At 72.8% G+C, this 19,547-nt stretch carries 18 protein-coding genes; 10 read left to right on the forward strand and 8 right to left on the reverse strand.

All coding sequences use genetic code 11. The annotated features are described in order from the left end of the window. The first annotated feature begins 327 nt into the window (after positions 1 to 327). A complete protein-coding gene (locus ABZU69_RS29885; RefSeq protein WP_354967647.1) occupies positions 328 to 1,638 on the forward strand; it encodes an alpha/beta fold hydrolase in 1,311 nt (436 codons plus the stop codon). 132 nt (positions 1,639 to 1,770) lie between these two features. Further along, positions 1,771 to 2,157: a DUF2267 domain-containing protein gene (locus ABZU69_RS29890; RefSeq protein ID WP_354967648.1), complete on the forward strand. Its 387-nt coding sequence runs from the start codon at positions 1,771 to 1,773 to the stop codon at positions 2,155 to 2,157. A gap of 33 nt (positions 2,158 to 2,190) precedes the next feature. On the opposite strand, the gene ABZU69_RS29895 is transcribed toward ABZU69_RS29890, so the two are convergent. The 3 genes from ABZU69_RS29895 to ABZU69_RS29905 all read right to left on the reverse strand — a co-directional run bounded on the left by ABZU69_RS29895 (position 2,191) and on the right by ABZU69_RS29905 (position 5,199). Beyond that, positions 2,191 to 3,399 carry a hypothetical protein gene (locus ABZU69_RS29895; protein ID WP_354967649.1) on the reverse strand — a complete coding sequence of 403 codons (1,209 nt, stop codon included), beginning with the start codon at positions 3,397 to 3,399 and terminating at the stop codon, positions 2,191 to 2,193. Positions 3,400 to 4,015: 616 nt separating this feature from the next. Beyond that, positions 4,016 to 4,177, reverse strand: coding sequence for a hypothetical protein (locus ABZU69_RS29900; RefSeq protein WP_354967650.1), 162 nt, complete (start codon positions 4,175 to 4,177; stop codon positions 4,016 to 4,018). Positions 4,178 to 4,278: 101 nt separating this feature from the next. Then, a complete protein-coding gene (locus ABZU69_RS29905; RefSeq protein ID WP_354967708.1) occupies positions 4,279 to 5,199 on the reverse strand; it encodes an LD-carboxypeptidase in 921 nt (306 codons plus the stop codon). Between the two features lie 305 nt (positions 5,200 to 5,504). Here ABZU69_RS29905 and ABZU69_RS29910 point away from each other — a divergent pair, with 305 nt between their 5' ends. Both ABZU69_RS29910 and ABZU69_RS29915 read left to right on the forward strand, forming a co-directional pair. Then, positions 5,505 to 5,846, forward strand: coding sequence for an MmcQ/YjbR family DNA-binding protein (locus ABZU69_RS29910; protein WP_354967651.1), 342 nt, complete (start codon positions 5,505 to 5,507; stop codon positions 5,844 to 5,846). Next, positions 5,833 to 6,480, forward strand: coding sequence for a GNAT family protein (locus ABZU69_RS29915; RefSeq protein WP_354967652.1), 648 nt, complete (start codon positions 5,833 to 5,835; stop codon positions 6,478 to 6,480). Before ABZU69_RS29910 ends, ABZU69_RS29915 begins: the two co-directional genes overlap by 14 nt. 41 nt (positions 6,481 to 6,521) lie before the next feature. Here ABZU69_RS29915 and ABZU69_RS29920 read toward each other — a convergent pair whose 3' ends face one another. Beyond that, positions 6,522 to 8,000, reverse strand: coding sequence for a glutamate--cysteine ligase (locus tag ABZU69_RS29920; protein ID WP_354967653.1), 1,479 nt, complete (start codon positions 7,998 to 8,000; stop codon positions 6,522 to 6,524). 181 nt (positions 8,001 to 8,181) lie between these two features. Between ABZU69_RS29920 and ABZU69_RS29925 the strand changes: the two genes are divergently transcribed. Then, positions 8,182 to 8,520, forward strand: a complete 339-nt coding sequence (locus tag ABZU69_RS29925) for a DUF3817 domain-containing protein (RefSeq protein ID WP_354967709.1) — start codon at positions 8,182 to 8,184, stop codon at positions 8,518 to 8,520. 38 nt (positions 8,521 to 8,558) lie between these two features. Here the strand turns inward: ABZU69_RS29925 and ABZU69_RS29930 are convergent, their stop codons facing one another. Next, entirely contained in the window at positions 8,559 to 9,419 is an 861-nt protein-coding gene (locus tag ABZU69_RS29930; protein WP_354967654.1) for an alpha/beta hydrolase, read from the reverse strand. A gap of 50 nt (positions 9,420 to 9,469) precedes the next feature. Further along, entirely contained in the window at positions 9,470 to 10,018 is a 549-nt protein-coding gene (locus ABZU69_RS29935) for a hypothetical protein (RefSeq protein WP_354967710.1), read from the reverse strand. Positions 10,019 to 10,160: 142 nt separating this feature from the next. On the opposite strand from ABZU69_RS29935, the gene ABZU69_RS29940 reads away from it, so the two are divergent. Genes ABZU69_RS29940 through ABZU69_RS29950 form a run of 3 tightly spaced genes read left to right on the forward strand, consistent with a single transcriptional unit; the run spans position 10,161 to position 14,173 of the window. Further along, positions 10,161 to 11,285 (forward strand): Vms1/Ankzf1 family peptidyl-tRNA hydrolase, encoded by a 1,125-nt coding sequence (locus ABZU69_RS29940; RefSeq protein WP_354967655.1) that lies wholly within the window; start codon positions 10,161 to 10,163, stop codon positions 11,283 to 11,285. After that, positions 11,278 to 13,032, forward strand: a complete 1,755-nt coding sequence (locus ABZU69_RS29945) for a thiamine pyrophosphate-binding protein (protein ID WP_354967656.1) — start codon at positions 11,278 to 11,280, stop codon at positions 13,030 to 13,032. The genes ABZU69_RS29940 and ABZU69_RS29945 overlap by 8 nt, the downstream gene beginning before the upstream one ends. A gap of 49 nt (positions 13,033 to 13,081) precedes the next feature. Next, positions 13,082 to 14,173, forward strand: coding sequence for an iron-containing redox enzyme family protein (locus ABZU69_RS29950; protein WP_354967657.1), 1,092 nt, complete (start codon positions 13,082 to 13,084; stop codon positions 14,171 to 14,173). Between the two features lie 9 nt (positions 14,174 to 14,182). Here ABZU69_RS29950 and ABZU69_RS29955 read toward each other — a convergent pair whose 3' ends face one another. Beyond that, a complete protein-coding gene (locus tag ABZU69_RS29955; protein ID WP_354967658.1) occupies positions 14,183 to 14,413 on the reverse strand; it encodes a CDGSH iron-sulfur domain-containing protein in 231 nt (76 codons plus the stop codon). A gap of 242 nt (positions 14,414 to 14,655) precedes the next feature. Here ABZU69_RS29955 and ABZU69_RS29960 point away from each other — a divergent pair, with 242 nt between their 5' ends. After that, on the forward strand, positions 14,656 to 16,059 hold the full coding sequence (locus ABZU69_RS29960) for a hypothetical protein (RefSeq protein WP_354967711.1): 1,404 nt from the start codon (positions 14,656 to 14,658) through the stop codon (positions 16,057 to 16,059). 223 nt (positions 16,060 to 16,282) lie between these two features. After that, positions 16,283 to 17,419 carry a SigB/SigF/SigG family RNA polymerase sigma factor gene (locus ABZU69_RS29965; protein WP_354967659.1) on the forward strand — a complete coding sequence of 379 codons (1,137 nt, stop codon included), beginning with the start codon at positions 16,283 to 16,285 and terminating at the stop codon, positions 17,417 to 17,419. 72 nt (positions 17,420 to 17,491) lie between these two features. Here the strand turns inward: ABZU69_RS29965 and ctaD are convergent, their stop codons facing one another. Continuing rightward, a complete protein-coding gene (gene ctaD / locus ABZU69_RS29970; protein ID WP_354967660.1) occupies positions 17,492 to 19,483 on the reverse strand; it encodes a cytochrome c oxidase subunit I in 1,992 nt (663 codons plus the stop codon). Between the last annotated feature and the right edge of the window lie 64 nt (positions 19,484 to 19,547).

Genomic DNA, 19,547 nt, shown 5'->3' on the forward strand with positions numbered 1-19,547 from the left:
CGCCGGTACCGGCTGCGCGCCACGTTCACCGCGACGCGGCGCAGCCACGCCTCCGGGTTCTCCAGCTCGGCGAAACGTCGGGGCGCGGCCAGCGCCTTTGCTGAACGCCTCCTGGACCGCCTCCTGCGCCTCGTTCAGGTCGCCCGTCACCGCGTACAACTGGACCACCAGACGCCGGAAACAGCTGGCGTAAAGCTCGGAGATCAGATCACCGTCGGACACCGCCACCCCCCTTCTTCCACCAGTTCCACCAACGGGCGGGGAGAAGGTTCCGGTGGCCGGTCAGAATATGTCCGGTCAGGGACAACCTCCGGGAAGGGACCACCCGTGCCGACCTACCGCCAACCAGGCACCGTCATCACCGACCTTCGCTTCCAGGTGCCGCTCGACCACGCGGACCCGGCCGGCGAGCGGATCGAGGTGTACGCCCGCGAGGTCGTGGCCGCCGGCAAGCAGCACGAGCCGCTGCCCTGGCTGCTCTTCCTACAGGGCGGGCCTGGCGGCCGGTCACCGCGCCCGGTGGGCCGGGACAGCTGGCTGGACCGGGCGCTGGACGACTACCGGGTGCTGCTGCTGGACCAGCGCGGCACCGGCCGGTCCACCTCCGCCGACCGGCACACGCTGCCGCGGCGCGGAGACGCCGCCGCGCAGGCCCGGTATCTGGCGCACTTCCGGGCCGACTCGATCGTCCGCGACTGCGAGCTGATCCGCCGCGAACTCCTCGGCGAGGACGGGCGGTGGAGCCTGCTCGGCCAGAGCTACGGCGGCTTCTGCACCCTCACCTACCTGTCGTACGCGCCGCAGGGCGTCGGCGAGGCCCTCGTGACCGGCGGTCTGCCCGGCCTGCGCAGCACGGCTCAGCACGTCTACCGGGCCGCCTACCCACGCGTGCAGCGCAAGGTCGAGGCGCACTACACGCGCTACCCGGAGGACGTCGAGACCGTCCGGGCCGTCGTGCGGCACCTGCGGGAGCGGGAGGTGCGCCTGCCCGGCGGTGGGCTGCTGACCGCCGAGGCGTTCCAGGCGATCGGCATCACGCTGGGCACCGGCAACGGGTCGCACACCCTGCACTACCTGCTCGAAGACGCCTTCCTGCCCGGGGTGCCCGGCCCGCAGCTCTCCGACCCGTTCCTCGCCGAGGTCCAGGGCCACCTGTCGTACGCGAGCCGCCCGCTCTACGCGCTGCTGCACGAGTCGATCTACGGCCAGCGTTCGGTGTCGCCGGCCGCCACCGGGTGGGCGGCCGAGACGGTACGGGCCGAGTTCCCGCAGTTCGACGCCGACCGGGCGTTGGCGGAGGGCCGACCGGTGCTGCTGACCGGCGAGATGATCTACCCGTGGATGGTTGGCACCGATCCGTCGCTGGAACCGCTGGGCGAGGCGGCGGAGCTGCTGGCGCGGCGCACGGACTGGCCGGACCTGTACGACCCGCAGCAGTTGGCCCGCAACGAGGTGCCGGTCGCCGCCGCGATCTACCACGACGACATGTACGTCGACACCGACGACTCGTTGGCCACGGCGCGAGCGGTGCGCGGCCTGCGCCCCTGGATCACCAACGAGTACGAGCACGACGGCCTGCGGGTGAGCGAGGGCCGCGTCCTCGACCGGCTGATCCGCATGGTTCGCGGCGAGATGTGAGGTCCTTCCCGCCCGACGGCCGGGTGTCCGGGTCGACGGGCGACCCCGTTTGCGGTCAGGGAGCCTGGGAACTCGCCCCGTTCGTCCGCCGGCAGGCCTGACGGCCGGTCGAGAAGACGGAAGGAGCGGGTCATGGAGTACGAGCAGATGATCGCCACGGTACGGAAGCGCGCGGGCCTCGGCGAGAACGAGGCCGTGCGGTCCATACAGGCCGTCCTGTCGGTGCTCGGCGAACGACTCGCCGGACAGGAGGCCGACCACCTCGCGGCACAGCTACCGAAGGGGTTGGACGCGTCGGTCACCCGTAACCCGCAGGGCCGTCGGTGGGACGTCGGCGAGTTCCTGAAGAACGTCGGTGACCGGGAGCAGGTCGCGAACGCGGACCAGGTACGTCAACACGCCCAGGCGGTGTTGCGTACCGTGGCCGAGGCGCTCGACGACGACCAGCGTCACGACCTGCTCGCCCAGCTTCCCGGCGGCATCACCGATCTCTTCGGAGTTCCCACCCCGCGCGGCTGAGCACCGCAGAGCCGCGCCCGCCGGCGGAGCAGGTCAGGTCTTGCGGACCGCGCTGGTGAAGCCGGCGATGAAGAGGGTGGCGAAGCTCCAGGCGAGCAGTTGCAGGATCCAGCCGGCGATGATAAGGATCTGACCGGCAGCGGCGTCGGTGGGTTGGCAGCGGTCGCGGGCGCCGGTCCTGAGCAGTGGGGTGCCGAGGTCGAGGCCGACACCGATCTGGTCGATGGTCGTGCAGCCGGCGGCAGCGCTGGTGACCGGCTTCTGCGCGAGGCCGCCGTGGTGGCCGCCGATGACGCTGAGGGTGACGGCGAGCGCCAGTGTGGCGAGGAGCATGAGCAGGGCACGCCAGGGCTGGTAGCCGTAGCCGAGGGTGATGCCGATGAGACGACCCCACGCCCGTTCGGCGACGGTCAGCCCGGCGCGCTGGATCTGGTCGCGGCGTTGGGCGATGAGGACGGTGCGGGCGTCGCGGTCGTGGCCCACGGCCCGGTAGGCGGCGGCGAGGTGCTGGTAGGGCTGGGCGCTGTAACGGGGCGTGTGCTCGCGCAGCAGGGTCAACCAGCCCGGCAGTGACGCGGGGCGCGGCAGGCCGCTGTAGGTGAGCCCGTCCAATTCGATCAGCGGTCCCGGACCGGGCGCCGTGCGCGTCATCCGATCGGTGTCAAAGCGGAGACCGCCGGCGATCCTCGCTCCGGCCAGCGCCAGCACCGCCACCTCGTCACCGCCGCTGATGGCGTCGAATCCGTCATCCAGGAGCACGTCCTGGTCGACCCGGACGCTGTTGAGGTCGAGGGCGGGGCCGATCGTGTTCTCCAGTCGCGCGCCGCCGCAGGCCAGGATTCCGCCGATGTGTGCGCCGGCCAGGCCGATGGTGCCCCACTCGCTGGTGCTGGTGGCGGTGAAACCGTCGTCCAGGGCCACGTCCCGGTCGACCCTGAGGACGTCGCCGTCGAGGACCGGTCCGGCGGTGTTCGTCAGCCGCGCACCGCCGGCGCTCAACGAGCCGATGTGGGCGCCGAGCAGCCGGACGGTGCCCTGCTCGCTGGCGCTGCTGGCGGTGAAGCCGTTCGACAGCAGCACGTCCTGGTCGACCCGGAGGTTGTCGGCGTTGAGCGCCGGCCCGGCGGTATTCTCCAGCCGTGCCCCACGGCAGTTGAGCTGCCCGCTGATGTGGGCGCCGAGCAGCCGGACAGTGCCGCGTGCGCTGGGACTGCTGGCGGCGAACCCGTCATTGAGGAACACGCTCTGGTCGGCCCGGAGGCCGTCGGCGTCCAGGGCGGGGCGGGGCCCGAGCTGTTGGCCAACCGCGCTCCGCGGCAGTCCAACGTGCCGACGCGTGCGCCGGCGAGCCGAACGGTGCCGGCGGCGGCATCAGCGGTGGCCGTGCTCCCGTCGAGTGAGAGCACCCACGCGGTGCAGCGGGTGGCGTCGAGTGCCGCGTCCGCGGAACCGGGCGCCTGCTCGATGCGGCACCCGGTCAGGGCCACCGCTGCCAGCCGGGCGTTGCGAAGGTTCACGCCGCTGGGCAGGAGGCAGTCGCGCAGCTCCAGCGCCAGCTCACTGGCGATGTTCTCCAGATCGATCTGGCCGGCGATCCGTGCTCCGCGCAGCCGCAGGCCGTGCGGGTCGGGCGCGTCGACCACCCGGCCGCGGACCAGGTCACGGATGACCGAAGCGGAGATCGTCCGATCGTCGCCCCAGGACCGCATCGCCGCATCACCGACCGGCCCGTCACCGGCCAGATCCAGCACCTCGCCGCGGGCGACGGACTCGATCAGTCGCTGCTCCACAGGACTGTGCGTCGCGCCGTTCGCATCCCGCACCCGCTGCGCGCCCACTGACGTCATGGCACCCATCATCAACGACAGGTACGCGAGCGGCCGGCGCCACGACGCGGCTCGGCCGGAAGACGGTCGTGCCACGCCCACACGTCGGCGAGATCGGTCAGGTCGACGACCAGGCCGTTGCCCCGGCGGTCGCCGCGGCGGGCGTACTCGTAGGGGATATGACTGTGAGTCATAAATATGACTGTGAGGTATGACGTTCACCGGGGACATCGCCCCCGGACCCGCCCTCCGGCGAGCCCCGCACGACGCCTCGGACCAGCCGGCGCTGCGCCGGCTACCGGGGACGGACTCCCGGCTCGACCGTCAGCGTTCCCGCCACGGCGTCGATCGTGGCCTGCGAACCGAGCGGAACGGTGAGCTGACCGTTGCCGTGGCCCAGCCGGAGCCCGCCGAGGACCGGTACGCCCAGGTCGTAGAGGCGGTCCTTCAGGACCGCCGCCGCGTCCCATTCGTTCGGACCACCGACGCTGTTGGTGATCTGCCCGATGGCCACCCCGGCGACCCGGGACAGCACGCCCACCCGGCGCAACTCGGTCAGCATCCGGTCGATGCTGTACGGCGCCTCGTCCACGTCCTCGAAGAACAGGATGGCGTTGTCGAACTTCGGGGCGTCAGCGGCGCCCAGCGAGGTGGAGATCAGGGTGAGGCAACCGCCGAGCAGGGGACCCGTCGCCCGGCCCGGCACCAGCACGGGCGCCGCCGTCTCGGCAGGATCCCGGGCGATGGTGACGGGTGCGGTCGTCATCACCGCCCGGCGAAGCGACTCGGCCGACTCCGGGCCGGTGCGGCTGTCGCTCCAGTTGACCATCGGGCCGTAGAAGGTGACCAGCCCGGCCTCGCGCCAGAGCCGGCCGTGGATGCTGGTGATGTCACTGAACCCGACGACCACCCTGGGATCGCGACGGAGCCCGGCCACACTGATCCGATCGACGATCCGTTGGGTGCCGTAGCCGCCACGGGCGCCGAAGACACCACGGACCCCGGGATCGTTGAGCGCCGCGTTCAGGTCGGCCAGCCGCTGCGCGTCGGTGCCGGCCAGATAGCCGTACCTGGCGAAGACGTGCGTGCCCAGCTCGACCACCAGGCCCCAGCTCCGCAGGATCTCCACACCGCGGGCCATGTTGTCCGGGTTGGGAGTGCCGCCGGGCGACACGACCCGGACCCGGTCACCGGGCACCAGCACCGGCGCACGCAACGCGCGCTTCGGGCCACCCGGCGCGGCGGACGCCGCCTCGGCCGTGCCGGCAAGCAACGCGGCACCGGCAGCGCCGGCCCCGACACCCAGCACGTGCCGTCGGGACAGGGTGCGGTCCGTTCCGGAAGCACTCACAGGCGGTCCCCTCATTGACATCGATGTCCGCGCCGCACCAGCCTACGACACACGTCGATGGCAATGGGTGTCCAAAAAGGACGCGTGCGCAGCACCGGCGGCGTCGCCAGCCGTAACCTGACGTCAGCACGGGTTCGACTACCGCGACGACAACGAGGAGTCCTCGACCCATGATCAGGCTTGCTGACATCCGTAGCTACGCGATGGCTCTGCCGGAGGTCGTCGAGAAGCCACACTTCCGGCTGCCCGGCTTCCGCGTCGCGGACAAGCTCCTCGCTCACCTGGAGAAGGGCGACGCGCACGCGATCGTGTGTGTCGGGCAGGCGGAGGCCAGCACGGCGCCCGCGGACCAGCCGGACACCTATGAGGAGGTGTGGCGGAACGGCCGGATCTTCGTCGGCCTCCGCGTCGACCTGTCCACGGTCACCGAGGAGCGCATGCGGGAGCTGATCGAGCACGCCTGGCGCAACCGGGCGCCGAAGCGCCTGGTCGCCGCGCATGACAGCCGCTGACGGCCCCGGCCACAACGTCCTTGCCGCCACCGAGGAGGGAAACGGCGTGATGGAGAACGAGCGACAGTCAGCGCCTGGCGCGACGTACGCGGGCGGGGAACCCACGGTGCGACTGCGGCCGGTCGCCGAGGCCGACCTGGAGATGTTCCGACGGTTCTGCACCGAGCCGGGGCTGATCGGGCTGGACTGGTCCGGCTTCCGGGACTCGGGCGCACCGGCGCGGCGGTTCGCCGCCGACGGCTGGCTGGGCGCCGACGACGGGCGGCTCATCGTCCAGGTCGAGCCGGACCAGGCCGCCGCCGGCTTGGTCAGCTACGTCTCCGGGCGCTACAGCGGCAGGGCGTCGTACTGGGAGATCGGGATCGTGTTGCTGCCGGCGTGGCGCGGACGCGGCATCGGCTGGCGAGCCCAGGCGCTGCTCTGCGACTACCTGTTCCAGCACAGCCCGGCGCAGCGCATCCAGGCCGGCACCCACCCGGAGAACGTCGCCGAGCAGCGGTCGCTGGAGAAGGCCGGCTTCCAGCTCGAAGGCGTCGTGCGGGCCTGCGAGTTTCGGGCCGGGCGGTGGCGCGACGGGTACCTCTACAGCCGGCTGCGCGACGACCCGTCACCCTGGGACCGCCCGGGGGAGTGACGCCGGCTCAGGGGCCGAGCCGGTTCAGGGGATGGGCCGGTTCAGGGGATGGGCCACTCGTGCACCGGCCGGTTGCTGTGCATCAGCGTCACGTAGTGCCGGACCACCTCGCGCAGCGCCGCCGGCCGGTCCAGGTGGTCGGCGGACTCCAGCCGGTGCAGCGTCTCCACCTGCCACGTCGCGCCGTTGCGGCCGGTCAGGCAGCGCTGCTCGATGATGCCCAGCAGCCGGTCACGCTCGCCCGGGTCGAGCCCCCAGCGGTCCAGGCCGTGATGCGCCATCGGCAGCAGCCGGCGCAGCACCAGCTCGGTGACCGGCAGGTAGCCGAGGCCGGGCCAGAAGACCTGCGCGTCGATGCCGTACCGGGCGCAGCTGGTGAAGTTCTCCTCGGCGGCGCTGAACGACATCTGCGACCACAACGGCCGGTCCGACTCGGCCAGGGCCCGGACCAGTCCGAAGTAGAAGGCGCCGTTGGCGATGGTGTCCAGCACCGTGGGCCCGGCGGGCAGCACCCGGTTCTCCACCCGCAGGTGCGGCCGGCCACGCGACACGTCGTACACCGGCCGGTTCCACCGGTAGACCGTGCCGTTGTGCAGCCGCAGCTCGGCGAGCCGGGGCACCTCACCGGCGGCCAGCGCCTGCGCCGGGTCCTCCGGGTCGCAGACCGGCAGCAGCGCCGGGAAGTAGCGCACGTTCTCCTCGAACAGGTCGAACACGTTGGTGATCCAGCGCTCGCCGAACCAGACCCGGGGCCGTACGCCCTGCGCCTTGATCTCCTCCGACCGGGTGTCGGTGGCCTGCTGGAACAGCGGGATGCGGGTCTCGCGCCACAGCTCCCGGCCGAAGAACAGCGGCGCGTTCGCGCCGAGGGCGACCTGGATGCCGGCGATCGCCTGGGCGGCGTTCCAGTAGTCGGCGAACTGGGCCGGGCTCACCTGGAGGTGGAACTGGGTGCTGGTGCAGGCCGCCTCCGGGGTGATCGTGTCGGCGGTGACCGCCAACCGTTCCACCCCGCTGATGGCGATCGGCAGGTCCTCGCCACGGGCGGCGAAGATCTGCTCGTTGAGCAGCGCGTACCGGGGGTTGTGCGAGAGCGTCTCGGCGGTCAGGTGTTCGGGGCGCAACGTCGGCAGGATGCCGATCATGACCATGTGGGCGCCGATCGCGCGGGCCTTCTCCTCGGCGGCGTTGAGGCTGGCCCGCACGTGCTCCTCGAACTCGGCGGTGCCGGTGCCGGTCAGCCGGCGGGGCGCCACGTTGATCTCGATGTTGAACTGGCCCAGCTCGGTCTGGAAGCTCGGGTCGGCGATCTCCGCCAGCACGTCGGCGTTGCGCATCGCCGGCATCGACGCCTGGTCGACCAGGTTCAGCTCGATCTCCAGCCCCGTCAGTGGCCGGTCGATGTCGAACCGCGACTCGCGCAGCATCTCGGCGAAGACGTCCAGGCAACGGCGGACCTTGTCCCGGTAGCGGGCCCGGTCCTCTCGGCTGAAGGTCCGTACGCCGACATCCTCGCCCATGGTCACCACCCTGTCACCGCTGGTCCCCCTAACCTCGCACGTGTCGAGCGAGCGGGGAAGACCCGATGGTCCCTTCCTACCCACCTGTGAGCCCGGTGATCCCTGTCGCGCCCGCGTGGTCCGCTCCGGCGCGGCCGGCGCGCACCGCTAGCATTGCCGCCCGAGAGGTGGTGGCGTGGGAATGCGTGAGAAGGTGACCCGGCTCTTCGTCGCGGCGGCGATCGCCGAGGCGTGCTCGTGGCTGGCCCTGTTGATCGGCATGGTGGTCAAGTACGGTCCGCCGGAGAACGAGCTGGGCGTCAAGATCTTCGGCCCGATCCACGGCGGCCTGTTCGTCGCGTACGTCCTGCTGGTGCTGGCGGTGGCCCGGCTGCACCGGTGGAGCCTGCTGGCCACGGTCGTGGCGCTGGCCTGCGCGGTGCCGCCGTTCGCCACCCTGGTCTTCGAGCGCTGGGCCCGCCGTCGGGGCATGCTCGAGTCCGCCCGCCGACCGGCCCGCGAGCCCGCCCCGGTCGGCTGAGCGGCACGTCGCGCTGATCCGCCAGCCGTGCTGACCGGTCAGTCGGCCAGGAAGTCGGCGAGTACGGCGGCGAGAGCCTCCGGCGCCTCCTCGGCCATGTGGTGGCCCGAGTCGATCGACGTGGCCCGGACGTCGTCGGCCCACTCCCGCCAGATCGCCGCCGGGTCGCTGTGCAGCTCCACCATGTCGTCGCGCTCGGCCCAGACGAACAGCACCGGGCAGCCGATCTTCCGCCCGGCGGCGCGGTCCGCGTCGTCGGCCGCCCGGTCCGGGCCGAGGCCCGCCCGGTAGTCCTCGCACATCGCGTGGACCGTGGCCGGGTCGTGGATCGCCCGGGAGTAGTCCGCGTACGCCTCCTCGCCCATCTCGGCGGGGGAGCCGCCGTACCAGGCGTCCGGATCCGCGTTGATCACCCGTTCCGCCGGCTTGTCGGTCTGGCCGAGGAAGAACCAGTGCCACCAGCGGGCGGCGAAACGGGCGTCGCAGCTGGCCAGTGCGGCACCGATCGGCACCCCGTCGAGCGCACCGAGCCGGCTGACCCGATCCGGGTGGTCCAGCGCGGTGCGCACCGCCGCGTACGCGCCGCGGTCGTGGCCGACCACCGCGGCCCGCTCGTGGCCGAGCGCGTCGAGCAGCGCGACCACGTCGCGGGCCATCGCCCGCTTGGCGTACGCGGAGTGGTCGGCCGTCTCCGCCGGCTTCGTCGACCCGCCGTACCCGCGCAGGTCGGGGCAGATCACCGTGTGTCGCTCGGCGAGCAGCGGCGCCACCCGGTGCCAGGTCGCGTGGGTACGGGGGTGGCCGTGCAGCAGCACCACCGGCGAGCCGGACCCGCCGTGGCGCACCCGCAGGCGCACCGGGCCGACGTCGATCTCGTCGAGGGTGAATCCGGGAAACATGCCGATGCCGGTGCCCACCCCGCCGGGCGCGGAAACCCGGGCCCGGCCGGTCAGGTCAGCGCGGAGCAGGCCGCGACGCCGGCGAGCAGCAGCGCGCCCAGCACCGCCTGCAACAGCAGCGGCGGGCCGAGATGCGACCAGAGCGTCGCGGTACGTGGGGTGAGCAGCTGCCCGGTGGTGAGGTTGACGATCCGCTCGATCCGGGGCGGCAGCTCCGGGTCGCGTTGCGGGCGCAGGGTCAGCTGCACCTGGTCGGCGGGGTGCAGGGCGCTCTGCGGCAGGTGGCCGTGCAGCTCCACCTCGCAGAGCTGGCCGGCGGTGTTGCGCAGCCGCACCGGGATGACCAGGTATTCCGGGCCCTGCTTCAGCTCCTTCCAGCGCCGCCGGGCGCCGCCGCCCCCGGCGGAGAAGAGCGAGCGCAGCAGCAGGGCGGGGAGCGCGGCGAACGCGGCTGCGGCGAGCACCACGACCAGCACCGGCTGGCCGATGCGCACCTCGCGCGTGTAGCCGTCAAGCAGGCGGACCAACCGCCCGGTGACGATCCGCTCCGTCGGGTGCACGATCCGTCTGGTATCGAGTCCGCTGTCCATCTCCACCACCGAGAGTCCGCTTCTGTTCACGCATCGTATCGACGTCCCCGGTTGAACGACGTGAATGAAACCTGGTCACGGGCTCACGGCCGCGAGGTGACATCCCCGGCGACCCGGGTAAGCGGGGGGCCGAGCTGGAAAGGGGTCGAGCATGCAGCTGTCCTTCCTGCGCCCGCTCTACGACCGACCCGGGCCGTGGTGCTCGGTGTACCTGGACGCCTCCGCCGACACGGAGGACGCCCACCAGGCGCTGGCACTGCGCTGGCGTGCCCTGGCGCGTCAACTAACCGACCAGGGCGCGGACGAGGCGACCGTCGCCGCGCTGGACCGGGTGATCCGTGGCCACGACCCGATGGTCGGCGACTACGGCCTCGCGGTCTTCGCCACCCGCGGCCGGGTGGTGCTCTCCGAGTTCCTCTCCGCGCCACCACTGAGCGACCTGGCGAGTTACGCGCCACTGCCGCACGTGATGCCGTTGCTCGCCCAGCGCGGCGAGCAGGTGGCGTGGGTGCGGGTGCTGGCCGACCGGACCGGCGCGGACGCGATCGCGATCAGCGCCGGCGGTGTGCCCCGGAAGGCGCACGTCGTCGGCCGGGAGACCTTCCAGGTGCGCCGGGTGCAGCCCGGCGGCTGGTCTCAGGACATCTACCAGAAGGCCGCCATGGAGGCCTGGCACCGCAACGCCGGCGACGTCACCGCGGCGACCGTGGAGCTGGCCGAGAAGGTCGGCGCGGAGGTGGTGGTGGTGGCCGGCGATGTTCGGGCCACCGGGATGATCGCCGCCCAGATGCCGGAGCGTTGGCAGGACCTCATGGTGCGCACCGACGCGGGCTCGCGGGCCGGCGGCGCGGACCAGACGCTGCTGGACGACCTCACCGTGCAGACCATCGCGGAGGTCGCCGATCAGCGGATCAGCGCCGCGCTGGACCGGTTCGGCGTGCAGGAGGACGTCGGCGCCGGGCTCGACGCGGTCGTCTCGGCCCTGCAACGCAACCAGGTGGACACCATGCTGATCGTGGACGATCCGTCGGCCAACGGCGAGCTGTGGGTCGGCCCCGAGCCGACCGAGATCGCCGTCGACCCGGGGCAGTTGGCGGCGATGTCGGTGACCGACCCGCAACGGGTTCGCGCCGACGCGGCCCTGGTCCGGGCGCTGGTCGGCACCGACGCGGCGCTGACCGTGCTGGGCCCGGACGAGGCGCCCGAGCTCAGCGACGGCGTCGGCGCGGTCCTGCGGTACGTCGATGCCAGCACGCCCGGGCGCGGCAATGGCTGAGCGCAGCGTTGCCGACCTGGTGGTGGAGCGGCTCCTGGCCTGGCGGGTGCCACGCGCCTTCGGGTACCCGGGCGCGGCGATCGCCCCGCTGGTCCGGGCGCTGGACCGCACGGGCGGCGACCCGGCGTTCGTCCCGGCCCGGCACGAGGAGACCGCCTCCTTCATGGCCACCGGGCACGCCAAGTTCACCGGCGGCATCGGGGTCTGCCTGGCCACCCAGGGGCCCAGCGCGGTCCAGCTGCTCAACGGCCTCTACGACGCCAAGTTGGACAGCACGCCGGTGGTGGCGATCATCGGCGAGGACATCTCCGGGCCGCTCGGCGGCGCGCACCAGCAGATCGGGCTCAGCCGGCTCTTCGCGGACGTGTGCAACCAGTTCGTGCAGTACGGCCGCAGGCCCGAGGACGTACCCGCGCTGCTGGACCAGGCGTTCCGCACCGCGGCGGCGACCCGCAGCCCGACCTGCGTGGTGCTGCCCCGGCAGTTGCAGGAGGCCGTGGTGCCCGACCTGCAGCCGCAGTCGGTCGGCGTGATCTCGGCGACCCCGGGCGTGCCGCTGGCCCGGGTGCTGCCGCACGACATGGACCTCGACGCCGCCGCGCAGCTGCTCGGCAGCGGCCAGCGCACGGCGATCCTGGTCGGCCAGGGCGGTCGGGACGCGGCCGGGGAGATCACCGAGTTGGCCGACCGGCTCGGCGCCGGGGTGGCCACCTCGCTGCTGGGCAAGCCGGTGCTCGACGAGCGGCTGCCCTACCACGCCGGGGTGCTCGGCGAGGTCGGCACGTCGGCCGCGGCCGAGCTGATGGGCGGCTGCGACACGCTGCTGATGGTGGGCACCAACGATCCGTGGACGGACTACTTCCCGATGCCCGGTCAGGCCCGGACCGTCCAGATCGACATCGACGGACGGCGGATCGGCACCCGATACCCGGCGGACGTGCCGCTCGTCGGTGACGCCGCCGAGACGCTGCGGGCGCTGCTGGCGCGGGTGCCGCACCGGCCCAACCAGCAGTGGCGCGCCACGGTGCAGAGCTCGGTGGACCGGTGGCGCTCGACCGCGGCCGACCGGGCCGCCGCGCCGGCCGACCCGGTCAACCCGCAGCTCGTGCTCCAGGAGCTGTCCACCCGGTTGCCGGCCGTCGGCGCGGTCGCGGTGGACGTCGGGTCGGTCCTCTACTGGTACGCCCGGCACCTCGTCCTGCCGCCCGGGGTGAACGCGCAGCTGTGCGGCACCCTCGGCTCGATGGGCTGCGCCCTGCCGTACGCGGTGGCCGCCAAGCTCGCCGCCCCCGACCAGCCGGTGCTCGCGCTGGTCGGCGACGGCGCCATGCAGCTCAACGGGCTCGCTGAGCTGATCACCGTGGCGCACCTCTGGCAGAAGTGGCGCGATCCGCGGCTGGTGGTGCTGGTGCTCAACAACCGTGACCAGTCCGGCATGGGCGGCGGGCGGCAGACGTCGCCCGACCCGGCGCAGCGCCGCCCGGACGTGCCGTACGCCGGCTGGGCCCGGCTGCTCGGGCTGCACGGCGTCCGGGTGGACCGCCCGGAGCTGGTCGGTGCGGCCTGGGACGAGGCGCTCGCCGCGAACCGGCCGTGTGTGCTGGAGGCGGTGGTCGACGCCGCCGTGCCACTGGCGCCGCCGCAGCCGGCCTTCGCCGACCTGCGCGGCCTGTACGCCGACGGGGAGGCCGCCCGGCGGGTCCGCGAGCAGGTGGAGCTCACCGTGAACGCGGAGGGCCTCGTTTAGGGGTGGCCCGCCTGGGCATCAGTAGCGGCCCGAGGACGCTGGAGGTCACATGCTGGAGCCCGCCGACCGTCGTTACGGTCCCGCGGCCCTACCGCAGCCGCGCGGTCCGCTCTCCGCGGCGGTGGCCGGGGCCCTGCGGCGTCCGCCGCACGATCTGCCGGCGGGCCTCGGTGCCGACCTGGACCCGGCGGACCCGCTCGCGGACGAGGATCTCCAGCTGACCCTGTTCCTCTGCTACGAGCTGCACTACCGGGGTTGGCGCGGGGTGGATGAGAGCTGGGAGTGGCAGCCGACGCTGCTGGCCCTGCGGGCCCGTGCCGAGCGGCCCTTCGAGGCGGCGCTGCGCCGGCTGTCCGCCCCGCCGCCGCTGCCGCCGGCCGGGGTGGCGGCGGCCCTGGCCGAGCTGGTCGCGGCCGACGACGGGCCTCCGCTGGCGACCACCCTCCAGCGGCGTGCCGACCTCGCCCAGTTCCGCGAGTTCGTCGCCCACCGCTCGGTCTACCACCTGCGCGAGGCGGATCCGCACAGCTGGGCGCTGCCCCGCCTCGGCGGCCCGGCGAAGGCCGCCCTGGTGGAGATCCAGACCGACGAGTACGGCAACGGCCGGCTGGATCGTATGCACGCCGAGCTGTTCCGGCGCACCCTCGACCGGCTGGGCCTGGTTACCGGCTACGGCGCCCACCTCGACGTGGTGCCCGCGGTGACGCTGGCGACCAACAACCTGATGTCGCTCTTCGGGCTGCACCGACGCCTGCGTGGCGCGCTGCTCGGTCACCTGGCCGCCTTCGAGATGACCTCGTCGGTGCCGAACCGCCGCTACGGCAACGGGCTGCGCCGGCTCGGCCTGGACGAGGTCGCCACCCGCTTCTACGACGAGCACGTCGAGGCCGACGCGGTGCACGAGCAGATCGCCGCGCACGACCTGTGCGGCGGGCTGGTCCGCGCCGAGCCGGCGCTGGCCGGTGACGTGCTCTTCGGCGCGGCGGCCGCGCTCGCGGTGGACCGGCTGTTCGCCGCGCACCTGCTGGACAGCTGGGCCGCCGGCCGCAGCTCGCTGCGGGCGCGCACCGCGCTGACCGTCTCGCTGCCGGCGACCGCGACCGCGACCGCCGCCGCGGGACCCCTGGCCGGCGTCGCCTGACCGCGGCGGTCACCCCTCCCGGGCGGTTCCCGCGCGGAAGTTCACCATCTTGTGGGTGCCGTCGCAGAACGGCTTGAGCGCCGACCTGCCGCACCGGCACAGCGCCACCGTGCCCCGGCGGGCGTCGATCCGCTCACCGTCGGGGGTGACCAGGGCGAAGTCGCCGCGGACCAGCAGCGGTCCGTCCTGGTACGGGGTGATCGTCGCGGCGGCCGGCTCGCTCGTGTCGTCGGTGCGCATGAGCCCGGAAGTGCCCGCCCTGGCCCCGGCGAAACCCGGGCCACCGTGCCCGGCCCGTTCGCCCCCGGCGACCCGCTCCCGCCGCCCACGGCGGATCGTCGTGGAACGCCGGTGATGACCGTGGACCCCCGCCGACCAGCGGATTGTGCCGCCGGGTGGGTGATGCCCCGTTTGAACCCCATCGGGACGGGAAGCCGGGCCGCGTGGTGAGCGAACGAGGCAAGGTAGAGCCGGTGCACAAGGTGCGCAAGGGGCTCACGGCCGACGGTGCCGGTCTGGCCGGCGACCGGGTCGTGGCCGTGAGCAGTCCCGCCCGGGTGCTGGTCGCCGCCACCGCCCGGGCACTGCGTGGTGTGGACTGCGCCGACCTCGGGCACGCCGGGCCGGTGTCGCGGTTCCCCGGCGCCCCGGAGCCGGTCCGTCGCGCAGCGGTCAGCCGGGCCGCCGGCCGGGTCGCGCTCACAATGGCTCAGGTCGACGAGGTGGACGCCGGGCGGGTCGCCCGCTGGTTCGTCGACCAGTACCCGCGCCAGCGCTACCCGGGCGTGCTGATCGGCTCACCGCATGGCGCGGCGGCCCACCTCGCGGTGGCACTCGGCGTGCCGTGGCTGCCGGCCGGCTTCGAGATGTCGGTGCACTGGACCGGCGGCGCGGTGGACCGCCCGGGTGCGGCGCTGGAGCACGGCGAGGCGCTCGCCGCCCGACTGCTCGCCGGCAACCCCGACGTGCATCTCCGCCAGGTGCACTGCCCCGCCAGCCGTGGCCCGCTGACCGGGGTGACCGTGTCGCTGGCCGCCCGCTGGCGGGCGCTGCCGGCGGCCTACACGCAGTTCCTGGCCGACCGGCTGACCACCGGGGCCCCGGTGGTGCTGGTTCGCGACGCGCGGACCTGGCCGGTGCTGGAGCGCGGCCCGGGGCACAGCTTCCAGGTCGGCTGCCCGGCCAGCGGGCTGGACCCGGTGGACTTCCACCCCGACAGCCACGCGCTGCGGCAGGTGCTGCGCTCCGTCGGCGGGGATGCCGCCCGGTGGGAGCCGCCGGAGATGTCCGTCCCCTCGGGCGCAGCCGAGCACGGCGTGGACTCGGGCTTCGAGCTGGCCGCGCGGGACTGGGCGGCCCGCCGGGAGCACCCGCTGCACCGGGTGCTGGTGCCCCGGCCGGCGGCGCTGAGCGCGGCAGTGGCCGACCTGTACCGGCACTGGCTCCGCGGCGCCGGCAAGACCGGTGACCGGTTGGTGGTGGAGTGCGGCCGGTTGATCGATCCGTGGCAGGTGGTGCGCGCGGGGCTGGTGCCGTACTGGTGCGAGAACGCCACCCGGCGCAGCGTGGACGAGGCCGAGTGGTGGCTGGCCGGCAGCGAGACGTTCAGCTCGGTGGACGTGCTGCCCGAGCCGCCCGGGGTGCGCTCGCCCGCCCTGGCCGGGCTGCCGCAGTGGTTGGCCGTGGCCGGGTTCGGCCGGCGTCGTCGGGCGTTGGACCGGACCGCCGCTCGGGGCTACCCGGTCACCTCGGTACCCACCCGCCGGGCCACCGAGGTGCTCCGCGCCCAGCCGTACGACCTGCCCACGCCGCCCCCGCTGGGGGCCGCCGAGGCGCTCTCCATGCTCCGGGACAGCGGCGGCCACCAGGGGTTGCTGATCTCCTGAGGCGGAGCACGCCGAAACATCCTCGCGAACCCGGGGTCCCGTGATTGAGTACCTACGGAGCGGGAACATCGCTGACTGCGACGGCCTGATTGCGCTGCGCAAAGGCGTTGTCGCCCGCTGGCATCCCAGTCACTGACCCACTTTTCCGGCCCGGTGCGTGGCTCGACCACGCGCACGACCGGTTTCCCGATCCGGGCGGGGGACCTTCCTGAGGGAGGCGCGGATGTTCGGACAGACGAGCACGACCACACCACCACCCACCGATCGAGGTCTGGAGGACCTCGATGCGGCAGCGCTGGCGTACGCGGCCCGAATTGAGGGGCTGCCGCCGGAGCGGCGGCAGGAGGCACGGGACGACCTGGTCCGCTTCGCGCTGCCGTTCGCCGGCCGCCTGGCCCGCCGGTACCGGGGGCGCGGGGAGCCACTGGAGGACCTGGAGCAGGTGGCCCGCCTTGGCCTGGTCAACGCCGTCGACCGGTATGACCCGGAACGGGGCTCGTTCACCGCGTACGCCGCGATCACCATCGTGGGTGAGATCAAGCGGCACTTCCGGGACCGCACCTGGGGCGTGCACGTGCCCCGCCGGCTACGCGACCTGATCCTGGAGGTCGGTCAGGCCACCGCCGCGCTGACCAGTGAGCTGTCCCGGGCGCCCACCGTCGCGGAGCTGTCCAAGCGGTTGGAGACGCCGGAGGAGGAGATCCTCGCGGCGTTGGAGTCGGCGGCCGGCTACAGCCCGGCCTCGCTCAACGCCCCGGTGGGCGGGGAGAGCTCCGCGGAGTTCGGTGACCTGGTCGGCGAATCGGACAACGCGCTGGAATCGGTCGACGACCGGGTGACCGTGAGCGGCCTGCTGCACCGCCTGCCCTGGCGGGAACGGCGGATCCTGGCGATGCGCTTCTACGGCAACCAGACCCAGGCGGAGATCGCCGCCCGGTTCGGCATCTCGCAGATGCACGTCTCCCGGCTGCTGTCGCGGGCGCTGACCTGGCTGCGGCAGGCGATGCTCGCCGACGCGCCGCCGCCCTGGCAGAACGGCGCCGCCGAGCCGGACCCGGGCAAGACCCGGATCTCGGTGAAGCAGAACGGCGACCGGGTGGTCGTCGAGGTCGGCGGCGAGATCGACCGGGACGGTGCCGACCAGCTGCGCCGGGCGATGCTGGAGGCGGTCACCGGCCAGCCCAGCGAGGTGGTCGTCGACCTGGTCGGCGCGGGCGGCTTCGACGCCGGCGGGATCGCCGCGTTGATGGCCGGACGGGACGCGGCCGCCCGGACCGGGGTGCCGCTGCGGCTGACCCGGGTCCAACCCGCGGTACGCCGTTCGCTCACCGCCGCCGGCCTGGCACCCGCGCGGGACTGAGCGCAGCCGGGCACCGTACGCGACGAGGGCCGACACCCACGGGTGTCGGCCCTCGTCAGCGCGTACCGCCGGTCAGCGCTCCTCCGGGTCCTGGTCGCTGTGCGGGTGCCGCCACCGCTCGTGCGGCTTCGGCGCCTCCTCTTTGTCCTCGGGCGCGTCGCTCTGCTCGAAGCTCGGCCGGCGGATGCCCTCGGGCTCCGGGACATCCACGGGCCGGGCACCGGACTGCGGGGTCGGCTGGAACTCGGTCGCGTCGCGGGCGCCGTGCGCGCCCTCGGCGGCGGGCGACTCCGGCACGTGGTGCTCCATACGCAACTCCTCGGCGAAGTGCTGTGGCGGCTTGGTCGTGCGCTGTGGCAGGTCCCGGCCCAGGTCGGCGACGAGCGGGCCGTACTTCAGGTCGAACGCGGGACGCTCGGAGCGGATCCGGGGCATCCGGTCGAAGTTGCGCAGTGGCGGCGGGCAGGTGGTGGCCCATTCGAGGGAGTTGCCGAAGCCCCACGGGTCGTCCACCGTCACCATCGCCCCGTACCGCCAGGACTTCCAGGCGTTGTACATGAAGAACAGGGTGGACAGGCCGAGGATGAACGCGAAGATGCTGGAGATCGTGTTCAGCGTGGTGAAGCCGTCGGTCGGCAGGTAGTCGGCGTACCGGCGGGGCATCCCCTCGCTGCCCAGCCAGTGGTGCACCAGGAAGGTGCCGTGGAAGCCGATGAACATGGTCCAGAAGTGCGCCTTGCCGATCCGGTCGTCGAGGAGCCGTCCGGTCATCTTCGGCCACCAGAAGTAGTAGCCGGCGAAGAGTGCGAAGACCACCGTGCCGAAGACCACGTAGTGGAAGTGCGCCACCACGAAGTAGGTGTCGTGGGTGTGCCAGTCCGCCGGCGGGCTGGCCAGCAGCACCCCGGTGAGTCCGCCGAGCAGGAAGGTGACCAGGAAGCCGATGGAGAACAGCATCGGCGTCTCGAAGGTGAGCTGTCCCTTCCACATGGTGCCGATCCAGTTGAAGAACTTCACGCCGGTCGGCACGGCGATCAGGTAGCTCAGGATGCTGAAGAACGGCAGCAGCACCTGGCCGGTGGCGAACATGTGGTGCGCCCAGACCGTCATCGACAGGAAGGTGATCGCGGCGGTGGCCAGCACGATGCCGGTGTAGCCGAAGAGCGGCTTGCGGGAGAAGACCGGGATGACCTCGCTGATGATGCCGAAGAACGGCAGCGCGATGATGTAGACCTCGGGGTGGCCGAAGAACCAGAACAGGTGCTGCCAGAGCATCGGGCCGCCGGTGCCCGGATCGAACACGTGCGCGTTGAGCAGCCGGTCGGCCGACAGCGCCAGCAGCGCGGCGGCCAGCAGCGGGAAGACCATGATCACCAGCAGGCTGGTGAACAGCATGTTCCACGTGAAGATCGGCATCCGGAACATGGTCATCCCGGGCGCGCGCAGGGTCAGGATCGTGGTGATCAGGTTGACCGCGCCGAGGATGGTGCCCAGGCCGGAGATGACCAGGCCGATGACCCACATGTTCGCGCCGACGCCGGGGGAGTGCTCGGCGCTGCTCAGTGGGCTGTACGCCGTCCAGCCGAAGTCGGCCGAGCCGCCGGGCGTCAGGAGCCCGCCGACCACCATCACCCCGCCGAACAGGTACAGCCAGTAGGCCAGCGCGTTGAGGCGGGGGAACGACACGTCCGGCGCGCCGATCTGGATCGGCACGATGAAGTTGGCGAACCCGAACGCCGCAGGGGTGGCGAACAGCAGCAGCATCACCGCGCCGTGCGAGGTGAACAGCTGGTTGTACTGCTCCGAGGAGAGGAACTGCAGCCCGGGGCGGGCCAACTCGCCCCGCATCAGCATCGCCTGCAGCCCGGCCAGCAGGAAGAAGCCGAACGAGGTGAGCAGGTAGAGCACACCGATCTGCTTGTGGTCGGTGGTGGCGAGGAACTTGATCAGAGAGCTGCCGGGGGTCGGCGTTCGCAGTGGCCCGGGGAAGCCCCCGAAGCGGGCCGGTGCCAGGATCGCCGGGCCCCGATCGCGACTGGGTTCCGTGGTTACCCGCTTGGCCATGGCTGCTCACCCCGCCGTTGTGACAGAAAAGGACGGGTGTACCTACCCGACCCTCTGACCATGA

It is taken from the genome of Micromonospora sp. NPDC005206, from assembly GCF_040608175.1.
Taxonomy (GTDB): domain Bacteria; phylum Actinomycetota; class Actinomycetes; order Mycobacteriales; family Micromonosporaceae; genus Micromonospora.

Excerpts from the sequence above, each read along its gene's own strand:
- ABZU69_RS29920 (WP_354967653.1), bottom strand. The coding sequence starts at position 8,000 with ATGGGCGAGGATGTCGGCGTACGGACCTTCAGCCGAGAGGACCGGGCC.
- ABZU69_RS29915 (WP_354967652.1), top strand. The coding sequence starts at position 5,833 with ATGACAGCCGCTGACGGCCCCGGCCACAACGTCCTTGCCGCCACCGAG.
- ABZU69_RS29945 (WP_354967656.1), top strand. The coding sequence starts at position 11,278 with ATGGCTGAGCGCAGCGTTGCCGACCTGGTGGTGGAGCGGCTCCTGGCC.
- ABZU69_RS29955 (WP_354967658.1), bottom strand. The coding sequence starts at position 14,413 with ATGCGCACCGACGACACGAGCGAGCCGGCCGCCGCGACGATCACCCCG.
- ABZU69_RS29930 (WP_354967654.1), bottom strand. The coding sequence starts at position 9,419 with ATGTTTCCCGGATTCACCCTCGACGAGATCGACGTCGGCCCGGTGCGC.
- ctaD (WP_354967660.1), bottom strand. The coding sequence starts at position 19,483 with ATGGCCAAGCGGGTAACCACGGAACCCAGTCGCGATCGGGGCCCGGCG.
- ABZU69_RS29965 (WP_354967659.1), top strand. The coding sequence starts at position 16,283 with ATGTTCGGACAGACGAGCACGACCACACCACCACCCACCGATCGAGGT.
- ABZU69_RS29940 (WP_354967655.1), top strand. The coding sequence starts at position 10,161 with ATGCAGCTGTCCTTCCTGCGCCCGCTCTACGACCGACCCGGGCCGTGG.
- ABZU69_RS29900 (WP_354967650.1), bottom strand. The coding sequence starts at position 4,177 with ATGACTCACAGTCATATCCCCTACGAGTACGCCCGCCGCGGCGACCGC.
- ABZU69_RS29910 (WP_354967651.1), top strand. The coding sequence starts at position 5,505 with ATGATCAGGCTTGCTGACATCCGTAGCTACGCGATGGCTCTGCCGGAG.
- ABZU69_RS29890 (WP_354967648.1), top strand. The coding sequence starts at position 1,771 with ATGGAGTACGAGCAGATGATCGCCACGGTACGGAAGCGCGCGGGCCTC.
- ABZU69_RS29950 (WP_354967657.1), top strand. The coding sequence starts at position 13,082 with ATGCTGGAGCCCGCCGACCGTCGTTACGGTCCCGCGGCCCTACCGCAG.
- ABZU69_RS29925 (WP_354967709.1), top strand. The coding sequence starts at position 8,182 with ATGCGTGAGAAGGTGACCCGGCTCTTCGTCGCGGCGGCGATCGCCGAG.